Annotated in this window: 26 protein-coding genes; 15 read left to right on the top strand and 11 right to left on the bottom strand. The window is 52.5% G+C overall.

The window, feature by feature from the left end:
- Nucleotides 1-54: 54 nt before the first annotated feature.
- Nucleotides 55-822, top strand: coding sequence for a sugar phosphate isomerase/epimerase family protein (locus B1728_RS02190; protein WP_179135844.1), 768 nt, complete (start codon nucleotides 55-57; stop codon nucleotides 820-822).
- Nucleotides 823-892: 70 nt separating this feature from the next.
- Here B1728_RS02190 and B1728_RS02195 read toward each other — a convergent pair whose 3' ends face one another.
- Nucleotides 893-1,078, bottom strand: a complete 186-nt coding sequence (locus B1728_RS02195; RefSeq protein WP_079908527.1) for a hypothetical protein — start codon at nucleotides 1,076-1,078, stop codon at nucleotides 893-895.
- An 87-nt stretch (nucleotides 1,079-1,165) separates the two neighbouring features.
- On the bottom strand, nucleotides 1,166-1,312 hold the full coding sequence (locus B1728_RS36065; RefSeq protein WP_179135845.1) for a DUF6254 family protein: 147 nt from the start codon (nucleotides 1,310-1,312) through the stop codon (nucleotides 1,166-1,168).
- 197 nt (nucleotides 1,313-1,509) lie between these two features.
- Here B1728_RS36065 and B1728_RS02200 point away from each other — a divergent pair, with 197 nt between their 5' ends.
- The 5 genes from B1728_RS02200 (at nucleotide 1,510) to B1728_RS02220 (ending at nucleotide 6,009) form a co-directional block, all read left to right on the top strand.
- Nucleotides 1,510-2,277 (top strand): IclR family transcriptional regulator, encoded by a 768-nt coding sequence (locus tag B1728_RS02200; protein ID WP_079908528.1) that lies wholly within the window; start codon nucleotides 1,510-1,512, stop codon nucleotides 2,275-2,277.
- Nucleotides 2,278-2,468: 191 nt separating this feature from the next.
- On the top strand, nucleotides 2,469-3,389 hold the full coding sequence (locus tag B1728_RS02205) for a fumarylacetoacetate hydrolase family protein (RefSeq protein WP_179135846.1): 921 nt from the start codon (nucleotides 2,469-2,471) through the stop codon (nucleotides 3,387-3,389).
- Complete coding sequence (gene gucD, locus B1728_RS02210) at nucleotides 3,358-4,821, top strand: alpha-ketoglutaric semialdehyde dehydrogenase GucD (protein ID WP_079908529.1); 1,464 nt, start codon at nucleotides 3,358-3,360, stop codon at nucleotides 4,819-4,821. The genes B1728_RS02205 and gucD overlap by 32 nt, the downstream gene beginning before the upstream one ends.
- A gap of 115 nt (nucleotides 4,822-4,936) precedes the next feature.
- Nucleotides 4,937-5,389: a hypothetical protein gene (locus B1728_RS02215; RefSeq protein WP_144027729.1), complete on the top strand. Its 453-nt coding sequence runs from the start codon at nucleotides 4,937-4,939 to the stop codon at nucleotides 5,387-5,389.
- Nucleotides 5,386-6,009, top strand: coding sequence for a hypothetical protein (locus tag B1728_RS02220; RefSeq protein WP_079908531.1), 624 nt, complete (start codon nucleotides 5,386-5,388; stop codon nucleotides 6,007-6,009). The genes B1728_RS02215 and B1728_RS02220 overlap by 4 nt, the downstream gene beginning before the upstream one ends.
- 6 nt (nucleotides 6,010-6,015) lie before the next feature.
- Here the strand turns inward: B1728_RS02220 and B1728_RS02225 are convergent, their stop codons facing one another.
- Nucleotides 6,016-6,234, bottom strand: coding sequence for a hypothetical protein (locus B1728_RS02225; RefSeq protein ID WP_079908532.1), 219 nt, complete (start codon nucleotides 6,232-6,234; stop codon nucleotides 6,016-6,018).
- Between the two features lie 174 nt (nucleotides 6,235-6,408).
- Between B1728_RS02225 and B1728_RS02230 the strand changes: the two genes are divergently transcribed.
- Nucleotides 6,409-6,708: a hypothetical protein gene (locus B1728_RS02230; protein WP_079908533.1), complete on the top strand. Its 300-nt coding sequence runs from the start codon at nucleotides 6,409-6,411 to the stop codon at nucleotides 6,706-6,708.
- A 186-nt stretch (nucleotides 6,709-6,894) separates the two neighbouring features.
- Here the strand turns inward: B1728_RS02230 and B1728_RS02235 are convergent, their stop codons facing one another.
- Nucleotides 6,895-7,521 (bottom strand): FMN-dependent NADH-azoreductase, encoded by a 627-nt coding sequence (locus B1728_RS02235; protein WP_079908534.1) that lies wholly within the window; start codon nucleotides 7,519-7,521, stop codon nucleotides 6,895-6,897.
- A gap of 190 nt (nucleotides 7,522-7,711) precedes the next feature.
- Entirely contained in the window at nucleotides 7,712-7,996 is a 285-nt protein-coding gene (locus B1728_RS02240; RefSeq protein WP_079908535.1) for a hypothetical protein, read from the bottom strand.
- Between the two features lie 232 nt (nucleotides 7,997-8,228).
- Between B1728_RS02240 and B1728_RS02245 the strand changes: the two genes are divergently transcribed.
- Nucleotides 8,229-8,894, top strand: a complete 666-nt coding sequence (locus tag B1728_RS02245; RefSeq protein WP_079908536.1) for a tetratricopeptide repeat protein — start codon at nucleotides 8,229-8,231, stop codon at nucleotides 8,892-8,894.
- Between the two features lie 39 nt (nucleotides 8,895-8,933).
- Here B1728_RS02245 and thiO read toward each other — a convergent pair whose 3' ends face one another.
- Both thiO and B1728_RS02255 read right to left on the bottom strand, forming a co-directional pair.
- Nucleotides 8,934-10,046 carry a glycine oxidase ThiO gene (gene thiO / locus B1728_RS02250; RefSeq protein WP_256865198.1) on the bottom strand — a complete coding sequence of 371 codons (1,113 nt, stop codon included), beginning with the start codon at nucleotides 10,044-10,046 and terminating at the stop codon, nucleotides 8,934-8,936.
- Nucleotides 10,043-10,681, bottom strand: a complete 639-nt coding sequence (locus B1728_RS02255) for a thiamine phosphate synthase (RefSeq protein ID WP_079908538.1) — start codon at nucleotides 10,679-10,681, stop codon at nucleotides 10,043-10,045. Before B1728_RS02255 ends, thiO begins: the two co-directional genes overlap by 4 nt.
- 175 nt (nucleotides 10,682-10,856) lie before the next feature.
- Between B1728_RS02255 and thiD the strand changes: the two genes are divergently transcribed.
- The 3 genes from thiD (at nucleotide 10,857) to B1728_RS02270 (ending at nucleotide 13,037) form a co-directional block, all read left to right on the top strand.
- Nucleotides 10,857-11,693 (top strand): bifunctional hydroxymethylpyrimidine kinase/phosphomethylpyrimidine kinase, encoded by an 837-nt coding sequence (gene thiD / locus B1728_RS02260; protein WP_079908539.1) that lies wholly within the window; start codon nucleotides 10,857-10,859, stop codon nucleotides 11,691-11,693.
- A gap of 118 nt (nucleotides 11,694-11,811) precedes the next feature.
- Nucleotides 11,812-12,243: a DUF86 domain-containing protein gene (locus tag B1728_RS02265; protein ID WP_079908540.1), complete on the top strand. Its 432-nt coding sequence runs from the start codon at nucleotides 11,812-11,814 to the stop codon at nucleotides 12,241-12,243.
- A gap of 161 nt (nucleotides 12,244-12,404) precedes the next feature.
- Entirely contained in the window at nucleotides 12,405-13,037 is a 633-nt protein-coding gene (locus B1728_RS02270) for a helix-turn-helix transcriptional regulator (protein ID WP_079908541.1), read from the top strand.
- Between the two features lie 75 nt (nucleotides 13,038-13,112).
- Here the strand turns inward: B1728_RS02270 and B1728_RS02275 are convergent, their stop codons facing one another.
- From B1728_RS02275 to B1728_RS02290, 4 genes are all read right to left on the bottom strand, one after another.
- Complete coding sequence (locus B1728_RS02275) at nucleotides 13,113-14,702, bottom strand: DUF2339 domain-containing protein (RefSeq protein ID WP_179135847.1); 1,590 nt, start codon at nucleotides 14,700-14,702, stop codon at nucleotides 13,113-13,115.
- A 99-nt stretch (nucleotides 14,703-14,801) separates the two neighbouring features.
- On the bottom strand, nucleotides 14,802-15,536 hold the full coding sequence (locus tag B1728_RS02280) for a bactofilin family protein (protein WP_079908543.1): 735 nt from the start codon (nucleotides 15,534-15,536) through the stop codon (nucleotides 14,802-14,804).
- 16 nt (nucleotides 15,537-15,552) lie between these two features.
- Complete coding sequence (locus tag B1728_RS02285; protein WP_079908544.1) at nucleotides 15,553-16,176, bottom strand: YhbD family protein; 624 nt, start codon at nucleotides 16,174-16,176, stop codon at nucleotides 15,553-15,555.
- A 313-nt stretch (nucleotides 16,177-16,489) separates the two neighbouring features.
- Nucleotides 16,490-17,131 carry a bifunctional 4-hydroxy-2-oxoglutarate aldolase/2-dehydro-3-deoxy-phosphogluconate aldolase gene (locus B1728_RS02290; protein ID WP_079908545.1) on the bottom strand — a complete coding sequence of 214 codons (642 nt, stop codon included), beginning with the start codon at nucleotides 17,129-17,131 and terminating at the stop codon, nucleotides 16,490-16,492.
- A 255-nt stretch (nucleotides 17,132-17,386) separates the two neighbouring features.
- Between B1728_RS02290 and B1728_RS02295 the strand changes: the two genes are divergently transcribed.
- The 4 genes from B1728_RS02295 to B1728_RS02310 are packed head-to-tail and all read left to right on the top strand — an operon-like array spanning nucleotide 17,387 to nucleotide 21,745.
- Nucleotides 17,387-18,985: an OPT/YSL family transporter gene (locus tag B1728_RS02295; RefSeq protein WP_079908546.1), complete on the top strand. Its 1,599-nt coding sequence runs from the start codon at nucleotides 17,387-17,389 to the stop codon at nucleotides 18,983-18,985.
- Nucleotides 18,986-18,994: 9 nt separating this feature from the next.
- The gene (locus tag B1728_RS02300) at nucleotides 18,995-20,062 is read left to right on the top strand and encodes an S-methyl thiohydantoin desulfurase family protein (protein WP_079908547.1); all 1,068 of its coding nucleotides are present in this window, start codon (nucleotides 18,995-18,997) and stop codon (nucleotides 20,060-20,062) included.
- A 30-nt stretch (nucleotides 20,063-20,092) separates the two neighbouring features.
- Nucleotides 20,093-21,028: a DUF1177 domain-containing protein gene (locus B1728_RS02305; RefSeq protein ID WP_079908548.1), complete on the top strand. Its 936-nt coding sequence runs from the start codon at nucleotides 20,093-20,095 to the stop codon at nucleotides 21,026-21,028.
- Between the two features lie 42 nt (nucleotides 21,029-21,070).
- A complete protein-coding gene (locus B1728_RS02310) occupies nucleotides 21,071-21,745 on the top strand; it encodes an AroM family protein (RefSeq protein WP_079908549.1) in 675 nt (224 codons plus the stop codon).
- Nucleotides 21,746-21,749 lie beyond the last annotated feature (4 nt).

Below are 21,749 nucleotides of genomic sequence, written 5' to 3' on the forward strand. Positions count from 1 at the left end.
CTATAGTTCTGGCAGCGAATGACCCTGATAGTCATATTGGAGGAGGAATCGCTTATGACGGAATTTGGATGGTGTGCAGGTATTGGGCGTGCCGAGCAGGTCAAGGAGAACGGGTACGATTACATGGAATGTCCTCTTTCCCCGCTGATGAAGGAGGGACCGGAAGCTGTCAAGAAAGCGCTTCCGATATATGCGAGCCTGGCTATTCCGGTCAAAGCCTGGAACAGCTTTTTTCCGTGGGATATGAAGCTGGTGGGTCCCGAAGCGGATGAGCGGAGAATCCGCAATTACGTGGCCCAGGCTGTCGATACGATGAGCCGGGCGGGTTCTTCCATCGCGGTTTTGGGCAGCGGCCGATCCCGGCATGTACCGGAGGGATGGGAGCGCGAGAGAGCGGAGGATCAGCTGGTAAGGCTGCTCTCCCTGATAGCGGATGAATGTGAAGGAACCGGATTAACAGTGGCTATCGAGCCGTTGAACAGGAAGGAATCCAATATCATCAACAGCGTAGCCGAAGGGGCTGCATTGGCCAAAGCTGTTCATCGGCCGCAGATTCGGGTGCTGGCGGACTTTTATCACATGGATGAAGAGCAGGAAGCCTTGGAGACGATCGCCGAGCACAAGGAGTGGCTGGCCCATATTCATGTAGCGGATACGGGGAGATGTTCTCCCGGAACCGGTCAGTACCCGTATGATGAATTCGTGAAGCAGCTGAGAGCGGCGGGCTATCAGGGCGGAGTGTCCGTGGAATGTACCGTTCATGATTGGGATAGTGAGCTTCCGGCTGCTCTAAGCTTTTTGAAGAAGAAGTGGGGCGCTTAAGTCCCTAAGCTGTGGCAATGCTTACGGTAAAAGCAAGCCCCCGGGGGGGCCGGGGGCTTGCTCGGTAGGCTTACCTGCGTTTTTTACGATCGAGTTCCAAATCCTTCAGCCGAAATTTGTTATCCCATAGGAATTCCATATCATATTCGGTCGTATCGTTGCTGATGAACCGGTACATCGCATAGCAGAAGCCGCCGATAATACCGAACAAAACGATAATCCAGGAACAAAGCTCGATCCACAGCGCAGGTGCCATTGAATCATCCCCTTCTTCACGTTCTTACTCCCATTTTATGAAGAAGCCGGGAGGAAGATGCTTGGAGGGGCCGGGCCAGGCTAGATGTTATTGCTGGTTCCCGTTGTTGGAGGATTGCTTCGCCGCCTCGTACTCCTCGGCGTATTCTTCCAATGAAGTAATATGCCCATGCGGATGGGGCGTTTGCTTGCGGATTTTGGCTTCATTCTCGCGGCGTGCCTTGGATCTGCTCATAGGACTTGGACCTCCTTTGATGGATTTCGGGAAAACATACCCCACCCTAGAATGGGAAGCTTTCCAAACGTTTATTCATTCTTGTTAAAGAGTGGTTGTCAATTTATGACAACTGCATTATAGTGGAAAGTATACAACCAGAACAGCATTTTATAATATCAAACCTAAGGATCTACTACGTGCGAAGGAGTTACCACATGCCGATTATTCAGTCATTAGACAGAGCTCTGCGCATCCTCGACTTGTTCGATGAACAGGATAGTGAGCTGAAAATTACCGAAATCAGCCGAAAAATGGATCTGCATAAGAGTACGGTGCATTCCCTGTTGAAAACGCTTCAGGAGCACCGCTACATCGAGCAGAACGAAGAGAACGGCAAGTATCGGCTCGGTATGAAGCTGCTCGAACGCGGCCATCTGCTGCTTCAGCAGCTGGATATCCGTACGCTTTCCCGTACCGTACTGCTGGAGCTGGCTTCCTTGACAGGGCAAACCGCTCATTTGGTCATACGCGAGGGCAGGGAGGGCGTATACATAGATAAGGTCGAGGGCGCAAGAGCGGTCATCCGGTATTCACGCATCGGCAGGCGGATTCCTTTGCATTGCAGCTCCGTAGGGAAGATCCTGGCGGCATTCCTGCCGGCGGAGGAGCAGGAGCAGCTCCTGCGGGGATACGAGTACACGGTCCACACCCCAAGAACGATAACGGACCCGGCAACGTTCATCCGCGAGCTGGAGCAGGTAAGGAAGAATGGGTATGCCATCGATAATCAGGAGAACGAACCTGGAGTACGATGCGCAGCCGTTCCGGTACGCAACCATTCCGGTCAGGTTATCGCTGCAGTAAGCATATCCACGCTCGTATCCAATGTGAACGACGCCGAGCTGGAAGGCTTCCTACCGGAATTGAAAAAGGCAGGTGAGAGCATTTCCCAGCGAATGGGCTTCGGGATGGTCATGAGGTAGACGGGATTCTCATGCAAAATCTCTTTTAGCAAGCTCAGGAAAGCCGCAAGTAAGCTTTCCTGATGGGTCTCATAAGCTTCCGCTTAACGCGGGATCTGCGTCAATGGCCAAGAATGCCGCTGGACGTAGTTCTCAAGTGCAATTTTATCAGAACGTCGTTTTATATTATAAAACAAATGGAGGCGGCTATCTTGAGAATCATTCGCTACTTGGAGCAAGGGAAGGCGGTAATGGCAGCTGTAACAGAGGAAGGAAGCGTGTATCCGCTGGAATTCCGCGACTTATTCGAACTGGTGCAAACGGCCGAGAAGGAAGGAATAACGGCAGCGGCTTGGCTGGAACGGGAGCTTCCCGGCCGGACGGCCTCCGGAAGTTCCATGGAGGAGCTGGAGCTGCTCGTTCCCATTACAGCGCCGGAGGTGTGGGCTGCCGGAGTTACCTATGAGAGAAGCCGGCAGGCCCGTAATTATGAAGCGACAGGGGGCAAGCTGGACGCGTCCACCTTCTACGATAAGGTGTATGATGCGGAGCGGCCGGAGCTGTTTTTTAAATCCACAGCGGCTAGGACCGTGGGGCCTGGCGGCACGTTATGCCTGCGCAGCGATTCGGCTTGGCAAATTCCGGAGCCGGAGCTGGGGCTCGTGATCGATAGAGCGGGACGGATTATCGGGTATACGATCGGGAATGACATGAGCTGCCGCGATATCGAGGGAGAGAACCCGCTCTATCTGCCGCAGGCCAAGATGTGGCGCAGGTCCTGCTCGATCGGCCCTGCGATCCGGCTTGCGGATACGGTAGCCGATCCGTACGCGCTGGATATCGTGTGCCGTATTTATCGCCACGGGCAGAAGGTGGTGGAAGGAACCGCCAGCACCGGACAGCTGAAGCGCAGACTGGAAGAGCTGGTGTCGTTCCTGACCCGCGACAACGATATTTTCGACGGAACGGTGCTGCTGACCGGCACCTGCATAGTGCCTCCCAATGAGTTCACATTGCAGGACGGCGACCGCATTGAAATCGGGATTAGCGGGATCGGTACGCTTACGAATGAGGTAAAAACCCAGGAGAGGATGAATAACGATGACTGGAAGCAGCAATCGCACGTATCTTAATTATATCGGGGGTCAGTGGACTGCCTCGGCTTCAGGGGAAACGGAAGGAAGCATCAACCCGGCGAACCGGCGTGAAATCGTCGGCTTTGTGCAAAAATCCGTACAGGCCGACCTGGATGCGGCTGCAGCGGCGGCTAAAGAGGCGTCCCGCTCTTGGGCAAGATTATCCGGGGCCGCCAGAGGAGACTATTTGTACAAAGCAGCCAATGCGCTGGAGCGGCGGTTGAACGAGGTCGCGGAAATGATGACGCGCGAGATGGGCAAGACACTTCCGGAGGCAAAGGGGGAGACGGCCCGCGGAGTCGCCATTCTCCGCTACTATGCAGGCGAAGGCATGCGCAAGGTAGGGGATGTCATCCCGTCAACGGACAGCGAGGGATTGATGTTCACCACCCGTGCCCCTCTCGGCGTAGTCGGCGTTATTACACCGTGGAACTTCCCGGTGGCGATTCCGGTATGGAAGATTGCGCCGGCCCTTGTCTACGGCAATACCGTCGTATTCAAGCCTGCACAGGAAACGGCGGTAACGGCTGCTCTCGTCATGGAGTGCTTCCATGAGGCGGGCCTCCCGGCAGGAGTCATCAACATGGTAACAGGCAGGGGGACGGTGATCGGGCAGGGGATTATCGACCATCCCGACATTCAAGGCATTACCTTCACAGGCTCCGATCAAGTCGGCAAGCAGGTGGGCTTGGGCGCGCTGAAGCGCGGGGCCAAATACCAGCTGGAGATGGGCGGGAAGAACCCGGTCATCGTTGCGGCCGATGCCGATCTGGATTTGGCCGTGGAGGCAACGATCAGCGGTGGCTTGCGCTCGACCGGACAGAAATGTACGGCAACGAGCCGGGTGATCGTCCATTCCGACGTGTACGAACCGTTCAAGAAGAAGCTGCTGGATAAAGTCAGCGCCATTCGCGTGGGCAGCGGATTGGACGGGGATACGTGGATGGGGCCTTGCGCGAGCCAATCCCAGCTGGATACGGTATTGGGGTACATTGAACGCGGGAAGCAAGAAGGGGCTGTGCTGCTATGCGGCGGTAAGCAGCCACAAGCGGAAGAGCTGCAGGACGGCTACTATGTCGAGCCCACCGTGTTCGAAGCTGTTACCCGCGGCATGACTATCGCACAGGAAGAAATATTCGGTCCCGTGCTGGCTTTGATGAAAGCAGACTCGCTGGAGGAAGCGATTGAGCTGGCAAACGATGTGAGGTTCGGCTTAAGCGCTTCGATCTTTACCCGGGATATCGGCTCCATGCTATCGTTTATCCGGGAGATGGATGCCGGTTTGGTTCGTATTAATGCGGAGTCGGCGGGTGTTGAGCTGCAGGCGCCGTTCGGCGGGATGAAGCAGTCCAGCTCGCATTCCAGAGAGCAAGGGCAGGCGGCTATTGAATTTTTCACCTCTATCAAGACCGTCTTCGTCAAGGCATAAGCTCTTTTTTCGGTAATCCAATCCCTCCCGGCAACCTTTTGCTGGAAAAAAGCGTCCTCTATAGGTAGAGGATAACCGGCCAAAGGGGGGACAGCAGTTGCGGAAGGCTCTGCGTATGTTGGAATGGATCCTGGTCATTTCCCTGTTGCTGCAAATTATGATGCTCGCCGTAAGGCCTTATATTAGCATGAATAGTTACCAGAAAGAGATTCGTGAAGCCAAGCGGCTGGGGAGTTTTTATGAAGGCGGTTCAGAGACCCAGCTGTATTTCGGTAAAAAGCTGCGGGTGAATGGCGTTATCTACGGCGGTCAAGGGGAATTATCCGTATACATGACCGGAACGGGCAATAATCCCAATAAGCTGCCGAATCGGGTACTGGCGGAAACCGACAGCGGGATTCCACTGACCCCGCGGGGATACAGCAGCACGAACACAGCATTTCGCTCCGACGGGAATTATTTATTCAGCGATGTACCGCAGGGAGTTCACAGTGTTCGAATCTTTAGCGAAGCTTATGGAGAATCCTTCAGCTTTATGATTCCTTTAACCGGGGGGGACGTAAGATGAGGATAGCCCGCTTTGTTCAACGGAATAGAGGTCATTTGCTGCGCTGGTTCATCATATTGGCTGCAGGGACTTTCCTGCTGAGGCTTCACTATTCGGACGATCCCTGGACTCCGGAAGGGGTGGCAGCGGAGGCTCTGCTCAGCATGGAAATGCCGCCTGCTCAGATTCATACAATGATAGAGAGCGAGGACAGCATTTTCGCGGCGCTGCTGTATGATGAAGAGCATGGATTGTTTCACCAAATGTTCATGTCACGCTCGTTCGGGTTATTGTGGGTCCATAGAGGCGGAGGCTTCGGCAGTAAGCTGAATCCGGATACGCTGATCAGCTTCAGAATGGGGATGTCGACGTTAGATAAGCGATATCACTATTATTATGCGGGGCAGGTTCACGATCCGAACGTAGTCCGGCTTCGCATTGTATGGCCGGATGGGCTGGAACAGATAGCGGAGCCGCGGGACAATCTCTATATGGTCATACGTTCCTTTTCCCTGAAGGATCCTGCAAGCGAGAATGCTTGGGACAGCAAGCTATATGCATATGACAGCGGAGGGAACCTCTTGTATGAGCTGAATGCTCAGACACAGGAAATCCAGAGACAGCAGCTGCCTTCGTCATAACCGGGATCAGGCGCCAAAATAAAAAATGGAACCGTCGCTGCTCTGCAGGGTGCGGTTCCATTTTTGTTTGTGCTTGCGATGAAGCCTTTCTTTCTTCTCAGTCAAGGTAGGTGTTTTTCGTTCAACCGGTACGAGTCCGTTCCATTGCAATCTTTGAAGCTCCGGATTCAACCCGCCTTCACGTACCCTTCGGGCGCGCGCTTTCTTTGCTTTACTTTGTGCCATAGTAGGCACCTCCTCCAATAAATTGATTTCATTTATATTATAACCGATGGCGGCGGGCAAGTGATAGTATGACAGTTTTGAAACAAAATGAAGAATCGGTTGTTTTCGCCACGTTGATTTGTTACCCTTAGTAAGGAGTAAAGCTTCATTGAATCGGTTTCGGGAGTGAGCAGGTTGTCTTACGATAATATATATTGGCTAATAATAAGCGCTGCGTTTGTTTTTCCTCTTCTTATCGGCATCCTGATTATGCTGAAGACGAAGAGAATGCTCGTTTCATTTTTAATATCCCTTGCAGTCAATCTGGCCATCACGGTGCCTAGCTGCATGTGGTGGAGCTCTCTGTTCGAAGGCTTCTCCCGCATGTTCGGATTGTTCGGCTTCGGTGTAGCTTTTGTAAACACGGAGGTGCTGGTGCTGTTCGCGCTGTTTATTATGAGAAAGAAAGCGCCGAATCCCGAGACGGTCCAGTAATCAAATTGTAATATGATATTCATCTGGCTTTAATGTTGGGCGGATATAATAGAACTCGACCCCCTTTATAATATAAACGACTTGATGGTCCGCAATCCGAGCGATTGTGGACCTTTTTCTGTCTGCAATAAAAAGAAAGCCCCCAATCCCTTATAGGGATTGGGGGTCTTGGCTGCAGGGCAAGGATTAGAATGCAGCAGCTGCTTGAGCCGCATTTTTCACGCCTTCGCTAATAATAGCTTCCGCTTTGTCAGGGAATTGGTTATGGCCTTCCACCACAACAGTTGTTACATCCTGAACGCCGATGAAGCCCATGATGGTTTTAGCATAGTTCAAGGACATTTCCAGAGAAGCCATAGGACCTTCGGAGTATACGCCGCCACGTGCGTTCAGCAAAGCAACCTTTTTGCCGGATTGCAAGCCTTGAGGACCGTTAGCTGTATAAGCGAAAGTTTTGCCTGCTTGAAGAATGTAGAAGAAGTAGGTCAGCAATTGAGCAGGAACGGTGAAGTTCCACAATGGGAAGGCAAATACCACTTTGTCGGCAGCGATGAATTGCTCCAGGTATTTGTTAACGTTGCTTGCTTTTTGCTCTTCAACAGCCGTCAATTCAAAGCCTTTGCCTTGCTTGAACAAGCCTGTCAATGTGTCCACATCGTAGTAAGGAAGCTCTTCGGCGAACAAGTCCAGCTCTTGAATCGTATCTTGAGGATGAGTTTCTTTATAAGAAGCGAGGAAAGCGTCGTACAGCTTTACCGTAGCGGATTGCTCGGCAGGACGACCATTAGCTTTGACAAAAAGAACAGTAGACATGAATAATTCCTCCTTGAAAATAAGCGTAGATTGATAAGTAAGTAGGATGTGAAATAATAAACATCTTACGTTATGTAAGTATAATAAATTATGTACTTACTTTTGTCAAGTGACTTTAAAATATTGTTTTTATGTAAATGGGAACAAAAAAAGAGCCGGAACAAAGTTCCCGCTCTCAAGCCCTAAGCCGTTAAAGCTTGGCCTTCGCCTGCGATTTTTTCGGTTGATGAAACATCTCGAGCTTCTTCTCCCTGGCTTCCCAGCGGAAATTCGCGATAAAGAAGCCGATAATAGCCATGACAATAATTCGAATGTAAACCCAGGAAGTGCTGACCGTTCCCTGAGTTAACCATTCCATGAGCGTAAACAAGGCCGCCAGGGGCAGCCCCCAGGACAGAACGCCAAAATACATGACATATTTGGCTTTCCCCATGGCTCTCGTCTTGCTCCATTTACTGGCTTGCATTTCATTCATGCAACTAATCCCCCCGGATTCTGCTACGTCGTAGCCATCTCAATAGTATCGTTTGCCTTGTTCATTCGCTGACACGGAGGCAAAGTCCTTCTCGTGCGCAAATTGTTCACAATCGTTAAGTAGAATATACCAAAATTGGGTTGAGCTATCCAAATCGCTGGCGGAAAGTCAACATTTTAGAAAAATATGTTACAATAGGTGGGAAAAATAGACAAAGGAAGGGTACGGTGGAATGAGCAAGCTGCTGTTATTTGTCGCATTAACCTGGCTGACAGGGAATCCGTTTATCGCACTCATTGTGCTGCTGATTATTTTATATGCGTTGGACCGAAGATTTATCGGGCTGACGCCGAGCATTTTCAAGCCCATTCAGCGGGCAAGAAGACTTGCCCGATTGCGGCAAGAGCTGAGCATGAACCCACATCAAACGTCTTCCAAGCTGGATATGGCCCGCCTTCTCATGGAGCGCAGCCAATATAGGGAGGCGTCCCAGCTGCTGGAGCAGATTAGTACCGTCATGGAAGATTCCGCTGATGTCAGGGCGGAGCTTGGGGTGTGCAAGCTTAAGCTCGGCTCCTTAGAAGAGGGGGAGCAGCTGCTGCTGGAAGCGCTGGAGCTGAATCCGCGCGTAAAGTACGGGGAGCCGTACCTGAGACTGGCCGAAGCCTGGGCGGATACGGAACCGGGGAAAGCGATCCGTTATTTGGAGACGTTCGGCTCGGTGAATTCCTCGTCGTGCGAAGCCTATTACCGCCTTGGCGAGCTGTATGCGCGATTGGGGCAAAAGGAAGAAGCCCGCAGAGCTTACCGTGAGACGGTAGAGCTATACCGCGGACTTCCGAAATACCGGCGGCGATTCGAACGCCGGTGGGCCATGCTGGCAAGATTAAAAGGTTGAATGAGTTCGAATTTATGCCGTTCATTAAATAGGTGGCAGTTAGTCTACGGCGGCAAACATCCGGTCCGGCGTAAAGGCTGATAAATCCATATCCGGCTGCTGACCCGTCACGAGCTGACGGATGAGCTTGCCGGTGCCCGGGGCCAATAAGATCCCGTTACGGTAATGACCGGTGGAGAAGATCAGTCCCGGCAGCTTGGAGGAAGCTCCCATGTAAGGCAGCCCGTCCCGAGTGCCTGGACGAAGTCCCGCCCAAGTGCTGACCAGCTCGGCCTGCTCCAGCGCAGGAAGCAGCCTGGCCGCCTTGGCATGCAGCGCGCTTACCGCGGAAACGTGGCATCGCTTGTCGAATCCGGCCTCCTCTTGGGTTGCGCCGATCAGCATCGTTCCGTCCTGCTTCGGCACGATATATCCGCCCTTTGTAAATATCGTTTTCTTGATCAAAGGGGCGTCGGTCTTGACGGAGATGCACTGTCCTTTGGACGGAAACATCGGAAGACGGAAGCCGAACGGTTCGGTCAACGCAGGGCTCCATGCCCCTGCGCATACAATAACATGATCGGCAAACAATTCTCCTTCGGATGTTCTTACACCGATAATGCGTCCGCCTCGTTCTACGAGATTGAAGACCGGCGTCCATTCCCGAATGTCGCAGCCCTGCTTATGTAAAGCAGCCTGAAGCGTCTTGGCCAGGTGGACCGGATGCACCTGATGATCCTTGGAGAAATACAGGCCTCCACGGACATCGGAAGCAATCGCAGGCTCCCATTCTCTCATAGCGTCCGCTTCCATCCATTCCGCATCCTGAATCCAAGCCAGCCGGCTTCTAAGCTCCTGCTCGTCCTCCTCGTTCCATGCTATGCGCAGGATGCCTTGCTGGATATACTGAGCAGAGACACCGCTTAGCTGCTCCAATTCTTCCGTCCATTCCCGATACAGCCGCTGACTGAGGCGGCATAATTCATAGAAGGAGCCGGGCTGGTGAATTTCTACCTGAGCTCCCAGCATTCCGGCGGCAGCGGTGGAGGCCTCTTGAAGCAGAGCACCCTTATCGATCAGCGTGCAGCGGACTCCGGCGCGGATCAGCTCCAGTGCAACGGCGCTGCCGATAATGCCTCCCCCTACAATAATAGCTGAGGTCGTGCTGTTCAATGAAATCCACTCCTAGGTATATGATGGGTACGATCGATAGCTTCGCGAAAGCGAACGATTTGTCCGGCCGGCTGCGGATGAAGCAGAACCGAAGACAGCACGGCAATGCCGGCGCACCCTGTAGATAGTACTTCTTCGACGAGATCAGGCTCGATGCCCCCGATGGCGATCACGGGTACAGGACAAGCGTCCACGACCTCGGCTAATGCCTTGATTCCGCGCGGGGCGAGTCCCGGCTTCGAATTCGATTCATAAATATGGCCGAACAGGACATAATCGGCGCCTTGTTGAGCCGCGTCCACGGCTTCCTGCACGGAATGCACGGAGCATCCGATTCGTGCGGCCGGGGGCAGAATATGACGGCTTTGCGATACGCTTAAGCTGTTATAAGCGAGCTGGACACCGGGGGCCTGAACGGCCAGAGCCGCATCCAGACGGTCATTGATAAAGACGGCGCTTGCCTTCAGCAAGGGCTTGAGCTGTGCATACCACTCCGTGATCTCGCGGGCTCCGCGTGTTTTCTCCCGAATGTGCAGCACATCGATGCACTCGGTCGGACATTGCCTCAATATATCGGCAACCTCGCTCAATTGCTGCTTGCCTGTGGTCATAACATGCAGTGCGTGCTTATTCATCGTAAAGCTCCCTCAAAGGTTCTTCTTTTCATCATAACGCAGCCCTTTTGCACCGTCAAAGCGTTTGCCCAAGTTGTCATAAAAATATCAATAACTAGAAACTTGACGCTGGGAAAGCGGATAGATACACTTATTGAAGATAGGAAGGCTTGGGTAAGCTGAACGAGGAGGTATCATGGTGGATAAGGTCTATAAAGCACTAACGATAGCAGGGTCGGACAGCGGAGGGGGCGCCGGCATTCAGGCGGATTTGAAAACGTTCCAAATGCTTGATGTCTATGGAATGTCCGCCATTACGGCAGTGACGGCACAAAATACGTTAGGCGTGCACGGCATATATGATATTCCTCTGGAAGGTATAGAGAAGCAGCTGGAGGCGGTTATCGGCGACATTGGCGTCGACGCGGCCAAGACAGGGATGCTGTCCCAGCCTGAGGTGATCGAGCTGGTGTCGGCCCAAATCAAGAAGCACGGGATCACTAAGCTTGTCGTCGATCCGGTTATGATCGCCAAGGGGGGAGCAAGCCTGCTTGCGCAAAGCGCCCAGCATGCATTAAGGACGCAGCTGCTTCCGGTAGCCGCTGTCGTAACCCCTAACATCCCTGAAGCGGAGGTTATTACCGGACTCCGGATTACGACGCTGGATGAGATGAAGGAAGCGGCAGTCCGCCTGGTGCAGCAATTCGGAGCCGGTGCGGCGGTGGTGAAGGGCGGCCACAGCTCAGGTGAGCCTACGGATGTTCTATATGATGGAGAACGGTTTCACTTATTTACGGCCGAGCGTTACGAGACACGGCATACGCATGGCACCGGATGCACATTTTCCGCTTGTATTGCAGCCGAGCTGGCCAAGGGGCATAGCCTGCTGGAGGCGGTGCATACGGCCAAGCGGTTTATAACGCTGGCGATTCGGGATGAGCTGGGCATCGGTGCCGGACATGGACCGACCAACCATTGGGCCTACAGCAGACAGCTGAGGGCAGATGCAGACAAGCTGAAGAAGGGGCAATAATACGGATGAGCTATGAATACCTGATGCAGGCGGTCCTGCTGATTTTTTTACTAATTCTCTCCTTTCCGGCGATTCTGCTGTGGTCCAAATGGAGAAATAAGAAACGGAGATAACAACGATGTATTACGTAAACCATGAACAAATTAACGTGCGTCTTCAATTTTTGCCGACGCTGTCACATGCCTGCCGCGAGCTGACGGAGCAATGGCAGGGGGAAGAAGGGAAGCTGCTGCTTCATTTGGCGCAGGAACGGGTACTTCATCTGGCCATTGAAACGGTGACGGATATCGGAAGCTTGCTTATCGACGCTTTTATGATGAGAGATGCGAGCAGCTACGAGGACATTATAGAAATTCTTGCGGGAGAACGCGTATTTGATGAAGCAACGGCACAGGTGCTGAAGCGTCTGGTTCAGCTTCGCCGGCCATTGGTTCAGGACTTTGCCTCTTATCCGCGGGAATCGCTGCATCCGCTGATTGGAGAGCTTCCGGCGGTATTAACCGCATTCGCCGAAGCGGTTCCTGCCTTTATCAGTAAGGAAATGGTATAATCCGTTATTCCTGAAATCGCCATAATTAGGCTTTTTGATACATTTTAGTATACTAATTTACTTATTGTCGTATTTCGTATACAATGAGATGTATCAGAACGTTTAATGGCTGAAGGGAACGACTCGGATTCCCATACTTACGAGGAAGGCGGTGAGACCGGATGAACCAGGAACAGGATGTATCGACGCGCAAAGTCATATTGACCATGCTTAAGACGAGCGGGGCATTGACCGTTAGTGAAATGGCTAAGCAGCTAGGCATTACGGAGATGGCGGTGCGGAGACATTTGAACACGATGGAGCGGGACGGTCTGATCGAGGCGAAGCTGGTGCGTCAGGCGATGGGCCGGCCTACCAACTTATACTCCCTGACGGAGAATGCCGATGATCTCTTTCCGAAGAAGTACCATCATTTAACGCTGGATTTGTTAAGCGAGCTGGTGGAGGAAGCCGGACAAGGCAAAGTGGACTTGCTGTTCGAGAAGCGCAAGGAGCGGCTGATCGGCCGTTATGAAGGTCAAGTCAGCGGAAAGCCGCTGCCTGAACGCGTTAAGACGCTTGCCGAGATTCAAAACTCGAACGGCTACATGGTCGATTGGTCCGAAGGGGAGAACGGCGAGTTCGTCATTAATGAACATAATTGCCCCATATCCCAGGTTGCCAATCAGTACAATCATGCGTGCCAATGCGAATTGAATATGTTCGAGACCTTGCTGGAAGCCGACGTTCAACGCGTAGAATGTCTGGTCAAAGGCGGCAACAAGTGCTCGTATGTCATACAACCCAAAAACTAAAACCATCCCTCGCTTCTATTCAAGCGCGGCGATGGTTTTTTTTCTGATCATTATTAAATGAATACCTGAGATGACCTAGGGTTCCTGCTCGGCCGTTTCGCTGGTTATCCCGGGGCCGGCGGCTTGCCATTTTCCGTTAATATAAGCAATGCCGAAAGTAATGATGCCCAGGACGAACAAAACAATCACTTTATAGAAGGTTTCGCTTCCGGCCAGGTCGAAGACCAGAGTCTTGGCTGCTACGCATAGGAGCACGAGCGAGCCGAATACGCGAAATAACGATTGTCTGCTGTATGCCCCCCACATAAATAGCAGCAAAGCATAAAGCCCCCACGATATCGATAAAGTAAGCTGCAAATCCAGGAAGCGGGATAGATCATATTCCGCAATCATATTCTTCACCTGGACCGTCAGCAGACCGCCTAAGATGAGGTGGCTTGTGACGGAGTAAACGATGGATAACAGGCGGTTGTCTTCCGGACGCAGCACGGCAAAAGACCCGCGTATAGAGAAGTAGAACCCCATGGCGGCAAGAAGTTCCCATGCCAGCGCAGACCAGTTAAGGAACGGGATATATACTCCGAACCAAACGCCCCAAGGAGCTGTCCATGTGACGAAGAACCAATAGACCACGACTGCGAACCATACGCCAATGGCCGAGGCCCTCAGCCCTTCAAGCCTCTTCCAAGCTCCGGCGGCATACAGAAGTAAGGTAATCATCAGCCAGAAGTATACATTGAGCAGAGGCTTCACAGCCAGTTCTTTGCCAAGCTGGGTCGAGGCGATTAACAGAAGCAGTCCGCCGCCCGATAATTTGGTGAGCACAGCGGCATCGAAGGAAGAAGTCAAACGGAAAACGAGAGCGGCTAAGAGGATATAGCCAAGCCCCATAAGCAAGAGAGGGTAGGCAAAAGGGACGATTCCGTTCAAAATCACGATCGACCATCCCCCGAACACGATCGCGTTCAGTACCCCGAGATACAAATTCAAGCCGTCAAAGCGGAGATTCTGCTTCCAGGATGAGATCAGAAACGCCAATACATAGAACCCGTAGGCGGCTAACGCATAACCGAAAGGCAGACTCCAAAGCGTGGAGACGTCCGGATCGAATTGAATATAGTAGATCGTATAGAGCACCCAGGTGCCGATAAAGGACACGAGGCGCAGCTCGGTCCAGCTTTGGCGGATACTGAGGAAGAAGAAGACAACGTTAACTACCAGCAGATAGAGAAATAGGGTAAATACTTGATCTGTCTCCGGCCTCAAGATCATGGGGGACATCAGCGCACCAATCAGCCCGACATTCATCAAGATCCGAAGCTGGGCCTTGTAGGCCAGCACGCCAAGGAGGCTCGTCAATGTCAGCATGCAGATCAAGACGGTCATGGAATCCCACAGCGCGAAGTAGATGCCGGAGAAGCTGAATGTGGTGTACAGCAGCGCGGCTCCCATGCCTGCGATAATTTCTCCTGAGAGAGGGAACCGCTGCATCCATTTCAAACCGCCCAATACACAGCCGATACCAATGGCAAGACCAAGGCCGATTTTTACTGTATCCGAAATCCAGCCCTGGCTCCAGGTATACTTGAACAAATAGAGGAACGAGCTTACAATAAACATCGCCCCCAGCAGGTGAATCCACGATTTTCGCAGCAGATCGTTCATGTCTGTCATCTCACTTCCATTATGGATCAGTCGATTATGAGATGATTGTAAGACGAACGGTCTGCTTCCATAAGTACTAACTTTTTCTAGTACCTTAAGCTATACACGGTCACTGCGATGAACGACGGAGTTTTTGGCCTGCTCAAAATGCTCCTTGTACTCCACACATTCGATTTCACAGCCTGGACCTATATGGACGGAGCTGCCGCGGACGACTCTCGCCTTCGTGTATTCCAGATAGATGTTATCGCCTTCGATAGTATCCGCCGTGAGGTTATTTTCGGTCCGGGGAGCGAGGGAGTGAAGCAGCTTGTGAAGGCTGTAGGCCAACCCGGAACGGGTTACCTTGATGGTCTCCCCGCCAATTTCTCTAGCGGAGCAGGGTCCGAACAGCTGGATGTGAACCGTGCCCGCGTTCAGCAGACCGCCGATGGTAAAGGCTCCTTTGGCGGTAAACGATTCGGCCTCGCAATCCTTCAGCACGGTGACCTCGCCGCCGATTTGCAGCTGATCCCCTGTCAGGCTGCCTCCGATATCGGAGCTGCCGTACAGCTTAAGCCGCTTGACGGAAAGATCTCCGCCGATATCTGAGGTGCCGTAAATGTATGCCCGGTCCGAATCTACATTGCCTACGACAACGGACGTTCCGAAAATCTTGAATGACCGGGATTGGATATTGCCGTCTACGCGGCTTGTGCCGTAAATTTTGAAGTCGGTACAGTCCAGATTGCCGATAACCTGTCCTTCTCCTGTAATTTTGACCTCCTGATAGACACCCCCCGACGCGCTTCCCGAGCCGGCAAGCACCAGCCTTTGTCTTAATGCTTCTGCCATAAGAATCACCTTCCATTCAGTTGATTTTCAATTTCAATTCTTCAATGCAAGCGGCAACGTTCAAACGGGTAACGACTCGAACGCCGGACTCAAAGAATACTTCGCCAGAACCGGAGCACAGTAAAAAGGTGGAGATGCCCATTTTTCTTATAAAGATGATGTCCCCGCGGCTATCCTGCAGTTTAGGATAATGCTCGCTAAGGACCTGCAGCAAAATTGCTCCTTCATCGAGACTCATCTCGCCGGTCTGGAGCATTTTCTCCAGAATGAATAGATAGAGAATACGTTCAAAAGGAAAGATGTCCGTGTCCCCGAGACGATCTGTAAAGAAATTCAAAGCAACATTCGAAACAATGTTACGGTCTATAAGCTCCTGCTTCCAGAGCGATATTTCCGTAGGGGCCGGAGAAAGCAGGTCAGCCAGTTCATCCAATGACAAATCGTCTTTCATATTTTTGATCTTATCGATCCGGGCCAGTATTTTATGCTTGGGAAAAAAGGTCTCCTGCCCTGTAAAGGTTGATTTGCGTATAAACCATTCCTCAGGAATCAAATTTTTCCGTTTCCATCGGTATAGCTGGCCATAGGACAGGCCGGTTTGCTCCAGCAGGTCTTTCTTGGATATGATCTCTTGTTCCATGCGGCAGCACCTCCTTGCAAACCTAGTGTAGCATAACAATGTTACGTTGTAAATGAGGAGGTGACCTAGCTGCAAAGCCGGAGGCAGCCTGTGCCAATAAAATAGCCCCAACCAAGTGGGCGAGTCTGTAGAAAAACCGGAGCACCTGCTTCGCTGCCCCGGTGGAGTGAACCCCTTCCGTCCAAGGTTCCGAAGAAGCCCTTGCAATAAAACATTGCCATTGTAAAAAAAAGCTCTCCCGTTCAGGCACAGCCCTTCAGGGAAAGCTATTATCTGCGTTGAGCATAAAATGGTAAAAAAGCTTTGTACACGGTTACCCTTGGGATTGGGTGCGTGCGGTTAGACGCGCTGCTTTTTCTAGGATCCATTCGTAGTTGCCGTTCGCGATTTCCTTCAAATTGACGAGCGAGCCGCCTATGCCTACAGCATAGCAGCCGATTTGCAGAAACTGGGCGATATTGTCCTCCGTTACACCGCCGACGGCTACCATCGGAATATGGCTTAACGGTCCCTGCAGCTCCTTCAAGTAACCGATGCCTAGACTGGCTCCCGGAAATATTTTTACAGCTGTCGCTCCCGCCTTCCAGGCTTTAACCACCTCTGTCGGCGTCATGGCTCCTGGGAATACCGGAGCACCTTGCTCTACGGCATAGCGGATGACGTCTTCATCCATATTAGGGGTGACCAGATAAGAGGCGCCTGCCTTGAATGCCTTCTCGGCATCCTCCCGGTCCAGCACGGTCCCTGCTCCTATGTACATGCGATCCCCAAACTGTTCTTGAAGCCTGGCAATCATGCTTTCCGCTCCGGAAGTATTCAAGGTAACCTCCATCACTTTTACGCCGCCGTCCAGCAGCGCTTGAGCCACACCGGCAATATGGCCTTCCTCTACACCGCGGACAATCGCGATGATTCTCGTTTGCTCAATAAGCCGCAAGCCTTCTTCCCTCAGCATACCCATCCACCTTATCTATAAGTTATGAATCTATTATGCCATGCTTTGGCGCGGTTGTTAATCTTTGAACCTATCCAAAGCGATACAAACGGTCGTATGCCCTGGCTGCAATTGCCTGTACTGCCAGAATGAGCACAGTACAAGCTGTTCCTGAGAAGGAATGTTCAAACCTGAAAAAGCGAATAATGGGTATGTAAAAAACAGGGGGCCTAGGCCGCAGAGAAGATTCTGCCGCAACCCAAGGGGGATGATTTCATGGATAATGAAAAGAACCATCCGAGTATATTCGAGCCGTTTGCGCTAGTTCTAAACATTGTAACCGCGGTGCTGGGAGCTATTATCGGCATGCAAATCGTGACGACGCTCGGGGTAACGCCCAGTACGGCGATTATCGGCGCGCTGGTCGCTATGCTTATCGCAAGAATACCGGTTCAAATGCTGAAAAAGTATAAATCGGTGCACCGTCAAAATCTGGTGCAGACCTCCATTTCGTCCGCTACCTTCGGGGCTGCCAACAGCCTGCTGATTCCGATAGGAATCCCCTTTGCTATGGGGGCGCCTAATCTGGTCATACCGATGCTTATCGGGGCGGCGCTGGCTATGTTCGTCGATGCCGCGATTTTGTACAAATTGTTCGACTCGAAGCTGTTCCCGGCATCCAGTACATGGGCTCCCGGAGTAGCGACAGCCGAATCCATTAAAGCAGGCGATACGGGCGGCAAACGTGCAGGCTTGCTTGGGGTAGGAGCCGTTGTCGGGCTAATCGGATCTTATTTCAATATTTCGATGTCCGCGTTCGGTGTCGCATTTATCGGCAACATCTGGGCGCTTACGATGTTCGGTATCGGGTTGATGATCCGCCAATATTCGGTTCCATGGTTCCATGTCGACGTCAATAAGCTGTATATCGCTCACGGCGTTATGATCGGCGCAGGCATAATCGCTCTCATCCAGGCGGGGATGCTTATCTTCAGCAATCCGGCCAAAAAAAGGGACGGAAAGCAGGCAGGCGACGAGATCGACGAGAGCAAGCTCACGCGGTCGGTTCCAGAAGCAAGGAGAGCTCTAAGCTGGGGATTCGTCGCTTATCTGGTCATTGCGCTGCTTATCGCGTTTATCGGCGGGATCGTCTCCGAAATGTCCGCGGGGATGCTGATCGGCTTCATTGTTTTCGCCGCCTTTGCCGCTTTCGTTCATGAGCTGATCGTAGGTATCGCGGCCATGCATTCCGGCTGGTTCCCGGCCTTTGCCGTAGCTTTCATAACGCTTCTGTTCGGAATGATGATCGGCTTCCCGCCGATTGCGCTCGCTCTGCTCGCAGGCTTCAGCGCCGCAACAGGACCTGCGTTCGCCGATATGGGCTACGACCTCAAAACAGGCTATATTCTTCGCGGTAACGGGGAGAACAAGGAATACGAGCTGCAGGGAAGAAAGCAACAGTACATTACGGGGATGATCGCCTTCGGCGTCGCGCTGTTGACGGTGCTTGTCACCTACAACAGTTATTTCTCCCAGAACCTGGTCCCTCCGATTGACAAGGTATACGTATCTACAATCGAAGCGGGTACATCACCTACGGTGGCGAAGCAGCTGCTGATTTGGGCCATTCCGGGTGCCATCGTCCAATTGCTCGGCGGGCCGACCCGGCAGATCGGCGTTCTGTTTGCAACCGGGCTGCTCATAGCGACGCCGAATGCATGCTGGGCCGTGCTGGTTGGTATTGCGCTGCGCCTTATCGTGCTCAAAACCAAAGGCAAGGTCGCCGAAACCCCGATGAGCATTTTGGCTGCCGGCTTTATCGCCGGGGATGCGCTGTACAGCTTCTTTAACTCGATATTCAAAATGAAAAAGTGAGGTACCTCCATGGCAATTATCAAGCTGGATGAACAAATGGTGGAATACGCGGTGTATGGCGGGGCCGTGCTGGGAGGCGGCGGGGGCGGATGGATCGATGACGGCCTTCAGATTGGCCGGCTGGCCCTCGAGATCGGACAGCCTAAGCTGTACAGCATAGACGAGTTCCATGATGACGACCTGTTTGTAACGGTGTCGATGGTAGGCGCTCCAGCCGCCAAGGACCAGTTCGTGAAGCCGATTCATTACGGCAAGGCTTTGGACATTTTAACGCAAAAAATCGGCAAAACCGTTCATGCGCTTCATACGAACGAGAATGGTGCGGGTACGACCGTCAACGGCTGGTTTCAGTCCGCCATCACAGGGATTCCGCTTGTCGATTTTGCCTGCAATGGGAGGGCGCATCCTACAGGCGCCATGGGCTCGATGAATTTGTCCGAGGTAGAAGGCTACCTGTCCCACCAGGCGGGGGTAGGCGGTAAAGAGGATAACTACGTGGAAATCAGTATTTCCGGGTCGCTTGACAAGGCCGCTTCCTTGATTCGCAAGGCTTCGATCGAAGCCGGGGGGCTGGTGGCAGTGGCGCGCAACCCTGTGACACGGGCTTACGCTTTGGCCAACGGTGCCCCGGGAGCTATTACTCAAGCCATCGAGGTCGGAGAGGCTCTTCTTGCTCACAAGGGAGAAGCGGCCATCGATTCGGTGGTTGCCAAGCTGGGAGGACAAGTGATCGTGACAGGGACGGTCACTGAATTCCAGCTGGAAACGGCCGGCGGCTTCGATGTCGGAACGGTGCGAATTGATAGCTCTCACGAAATGACCTTCTGGAACGAGTACATGACGCTGGAGAAGGACGGCGAGAGATTAGCGACGTTCCCCGATCTCATCATGACATTGGATGCCAGGACAGCCAAGCCTATCGTAACGGCTGCCATTCAAAAGGGTCAGCAATTAGCGGTGATAACTGTGCCGAAGAGCAAGCTGCTGCTTAGCACCACGATGAGCAACGAGAAGCTGATGAAGCCGGTGGAGGACATTATCCACAAATCGATTCTGCCTTATTTGCATGCCAAATAAACTAACAAGACGCAGCGGAGGGTTCCAAGGATGACATTAAAGCAGACGCTTATTACATTGGATGTATTGGACGATGGAACTGTAAACGGAGAAAGGGTCAAGCAGCTGTTCAAGGATTATCCGAACGTTTCCGTTCAGGTAACGGTCGTTAAGGGAGAGAAGGGCAGCACGGATTTCATTAAGATGGTTATTCCGGGTACGGAGGGCAAAAGCAAAGGAGGAAACGCCCCGACCTTCGGCATCGTAGGCCGTCTTGGCGGAATCGGGGCGCGTCCGACGCGCATCGGGCTTGTGTCTGATGCAGACGGCGCGGTGGCTGCTGTGGCCTCCGCCTTGAAGCTCGCAGAAATGCAAACGCGAGGAGACTCGTTAAAGGGTGATGTGATCGTGACGACTCACATTTGCCCGGACGCTCCGACCAGACCCCATGAGCCGGTTGATTTCATGGATTCGCCGGTCGATATTTTAACCATGAACCAGCATGAGATCGTTCCAGAGATGGAGGCAATTCTGTCCATAGATACGACCAAAGGGAACCGCGTGATTAATCATAAAGGCATCGCGATTTCGCCGACGGTAAAGGAAGGCTATATTTTGCGGATCAGCGACGACTTGCTGCGCATTATGGAAATGACAACCGGACAGCTGCCGGTCACCTTTCCGGTCACCACACAGGATATTACTCCGTACGGTAATGATCTATATCATATCAATTCGATCCTCCAGCCGGCTGTAGCAACGGATGCACCGGTAGTGGGGGTTGCGATTACCGCACAATCCATCGTTCCCGGCTGCGGTACGGGGGCCAGCCATGAGATTGACATTGCTACGGCCGTCCGCTTTGCCGTCGAGGTCGCCAAGGAGGTTACCAACGGCACCTGCGAATTTTACAGTAAACAGGAGTTCGCACGAATCCAGCAGCTGTACGGCTCGATGAAAATTCTTCAAACCTCGGGGAAGGCCTAGACGAGGGCATCAGCCCTCCCTTGGCGGGGAAGGAGCATTAGGATGGCAGCCCAATTAGGAATGATTACTATCGGCCAGGCTCCCCGGCCCGATGTGGCGCCCATCATGGAGAAATATTTGGAGGGTCGCGCGGAGCTTGTACAGGTCGGTGTACTGGATGGAATGGATAAGGAAGCTATAGAACAGCAGGTAAGCCCGAGAGAAGGGGATTATGTGCTGACCTCACGACTGAGGAACGGGGATTCCGTCGTCATGTCCCGTGAGAAGATTCAGCCCATCCTGCAAAAGAAAATTACGGAGCTGGAGCGGAGCGGGATCAGGCAGATCCTGCTTCTGTGCACCGGTGTATTTCCGGGGCTTCGCACAACGACTTCTTATCTGATCGAACCGGACCATATTCTTCCTCCTGCGTTGAAAGCTATGGCTGGAGGCAGACGATTAGGTGTGATCGTACCGCTCGAGGAACAGAAGGAGGATCTTAAGCCCAAATATACATCTCTGGGCCTCAATCCGCTCTTTGCCGTCGCTTCACCTTACTTTCATCAACCGGATCATTATCGGCAGGCGGCGTTCGAGCTGAAGGACAAAGCGGATCTCATCGTGATGGACTGCATGGGTTATACTGAGGAAGCCCGGGAGCTTGCAGCCCAAGCCTCCGGATTACCAGTTGTATTGTCCAATGCACTTATGGCAAAATTAGTATCGGAAATGATTTGACGAT

Source organism: Paenibacillus sp. 32352 (genome assembly GCF_002042965.1).
Lineage (GTDB): Bacteria > Bacillota > Bacilli > Paenibacillales > NBRC-103111 > Paenibacillus_S > Paenibacillus_S vulneris.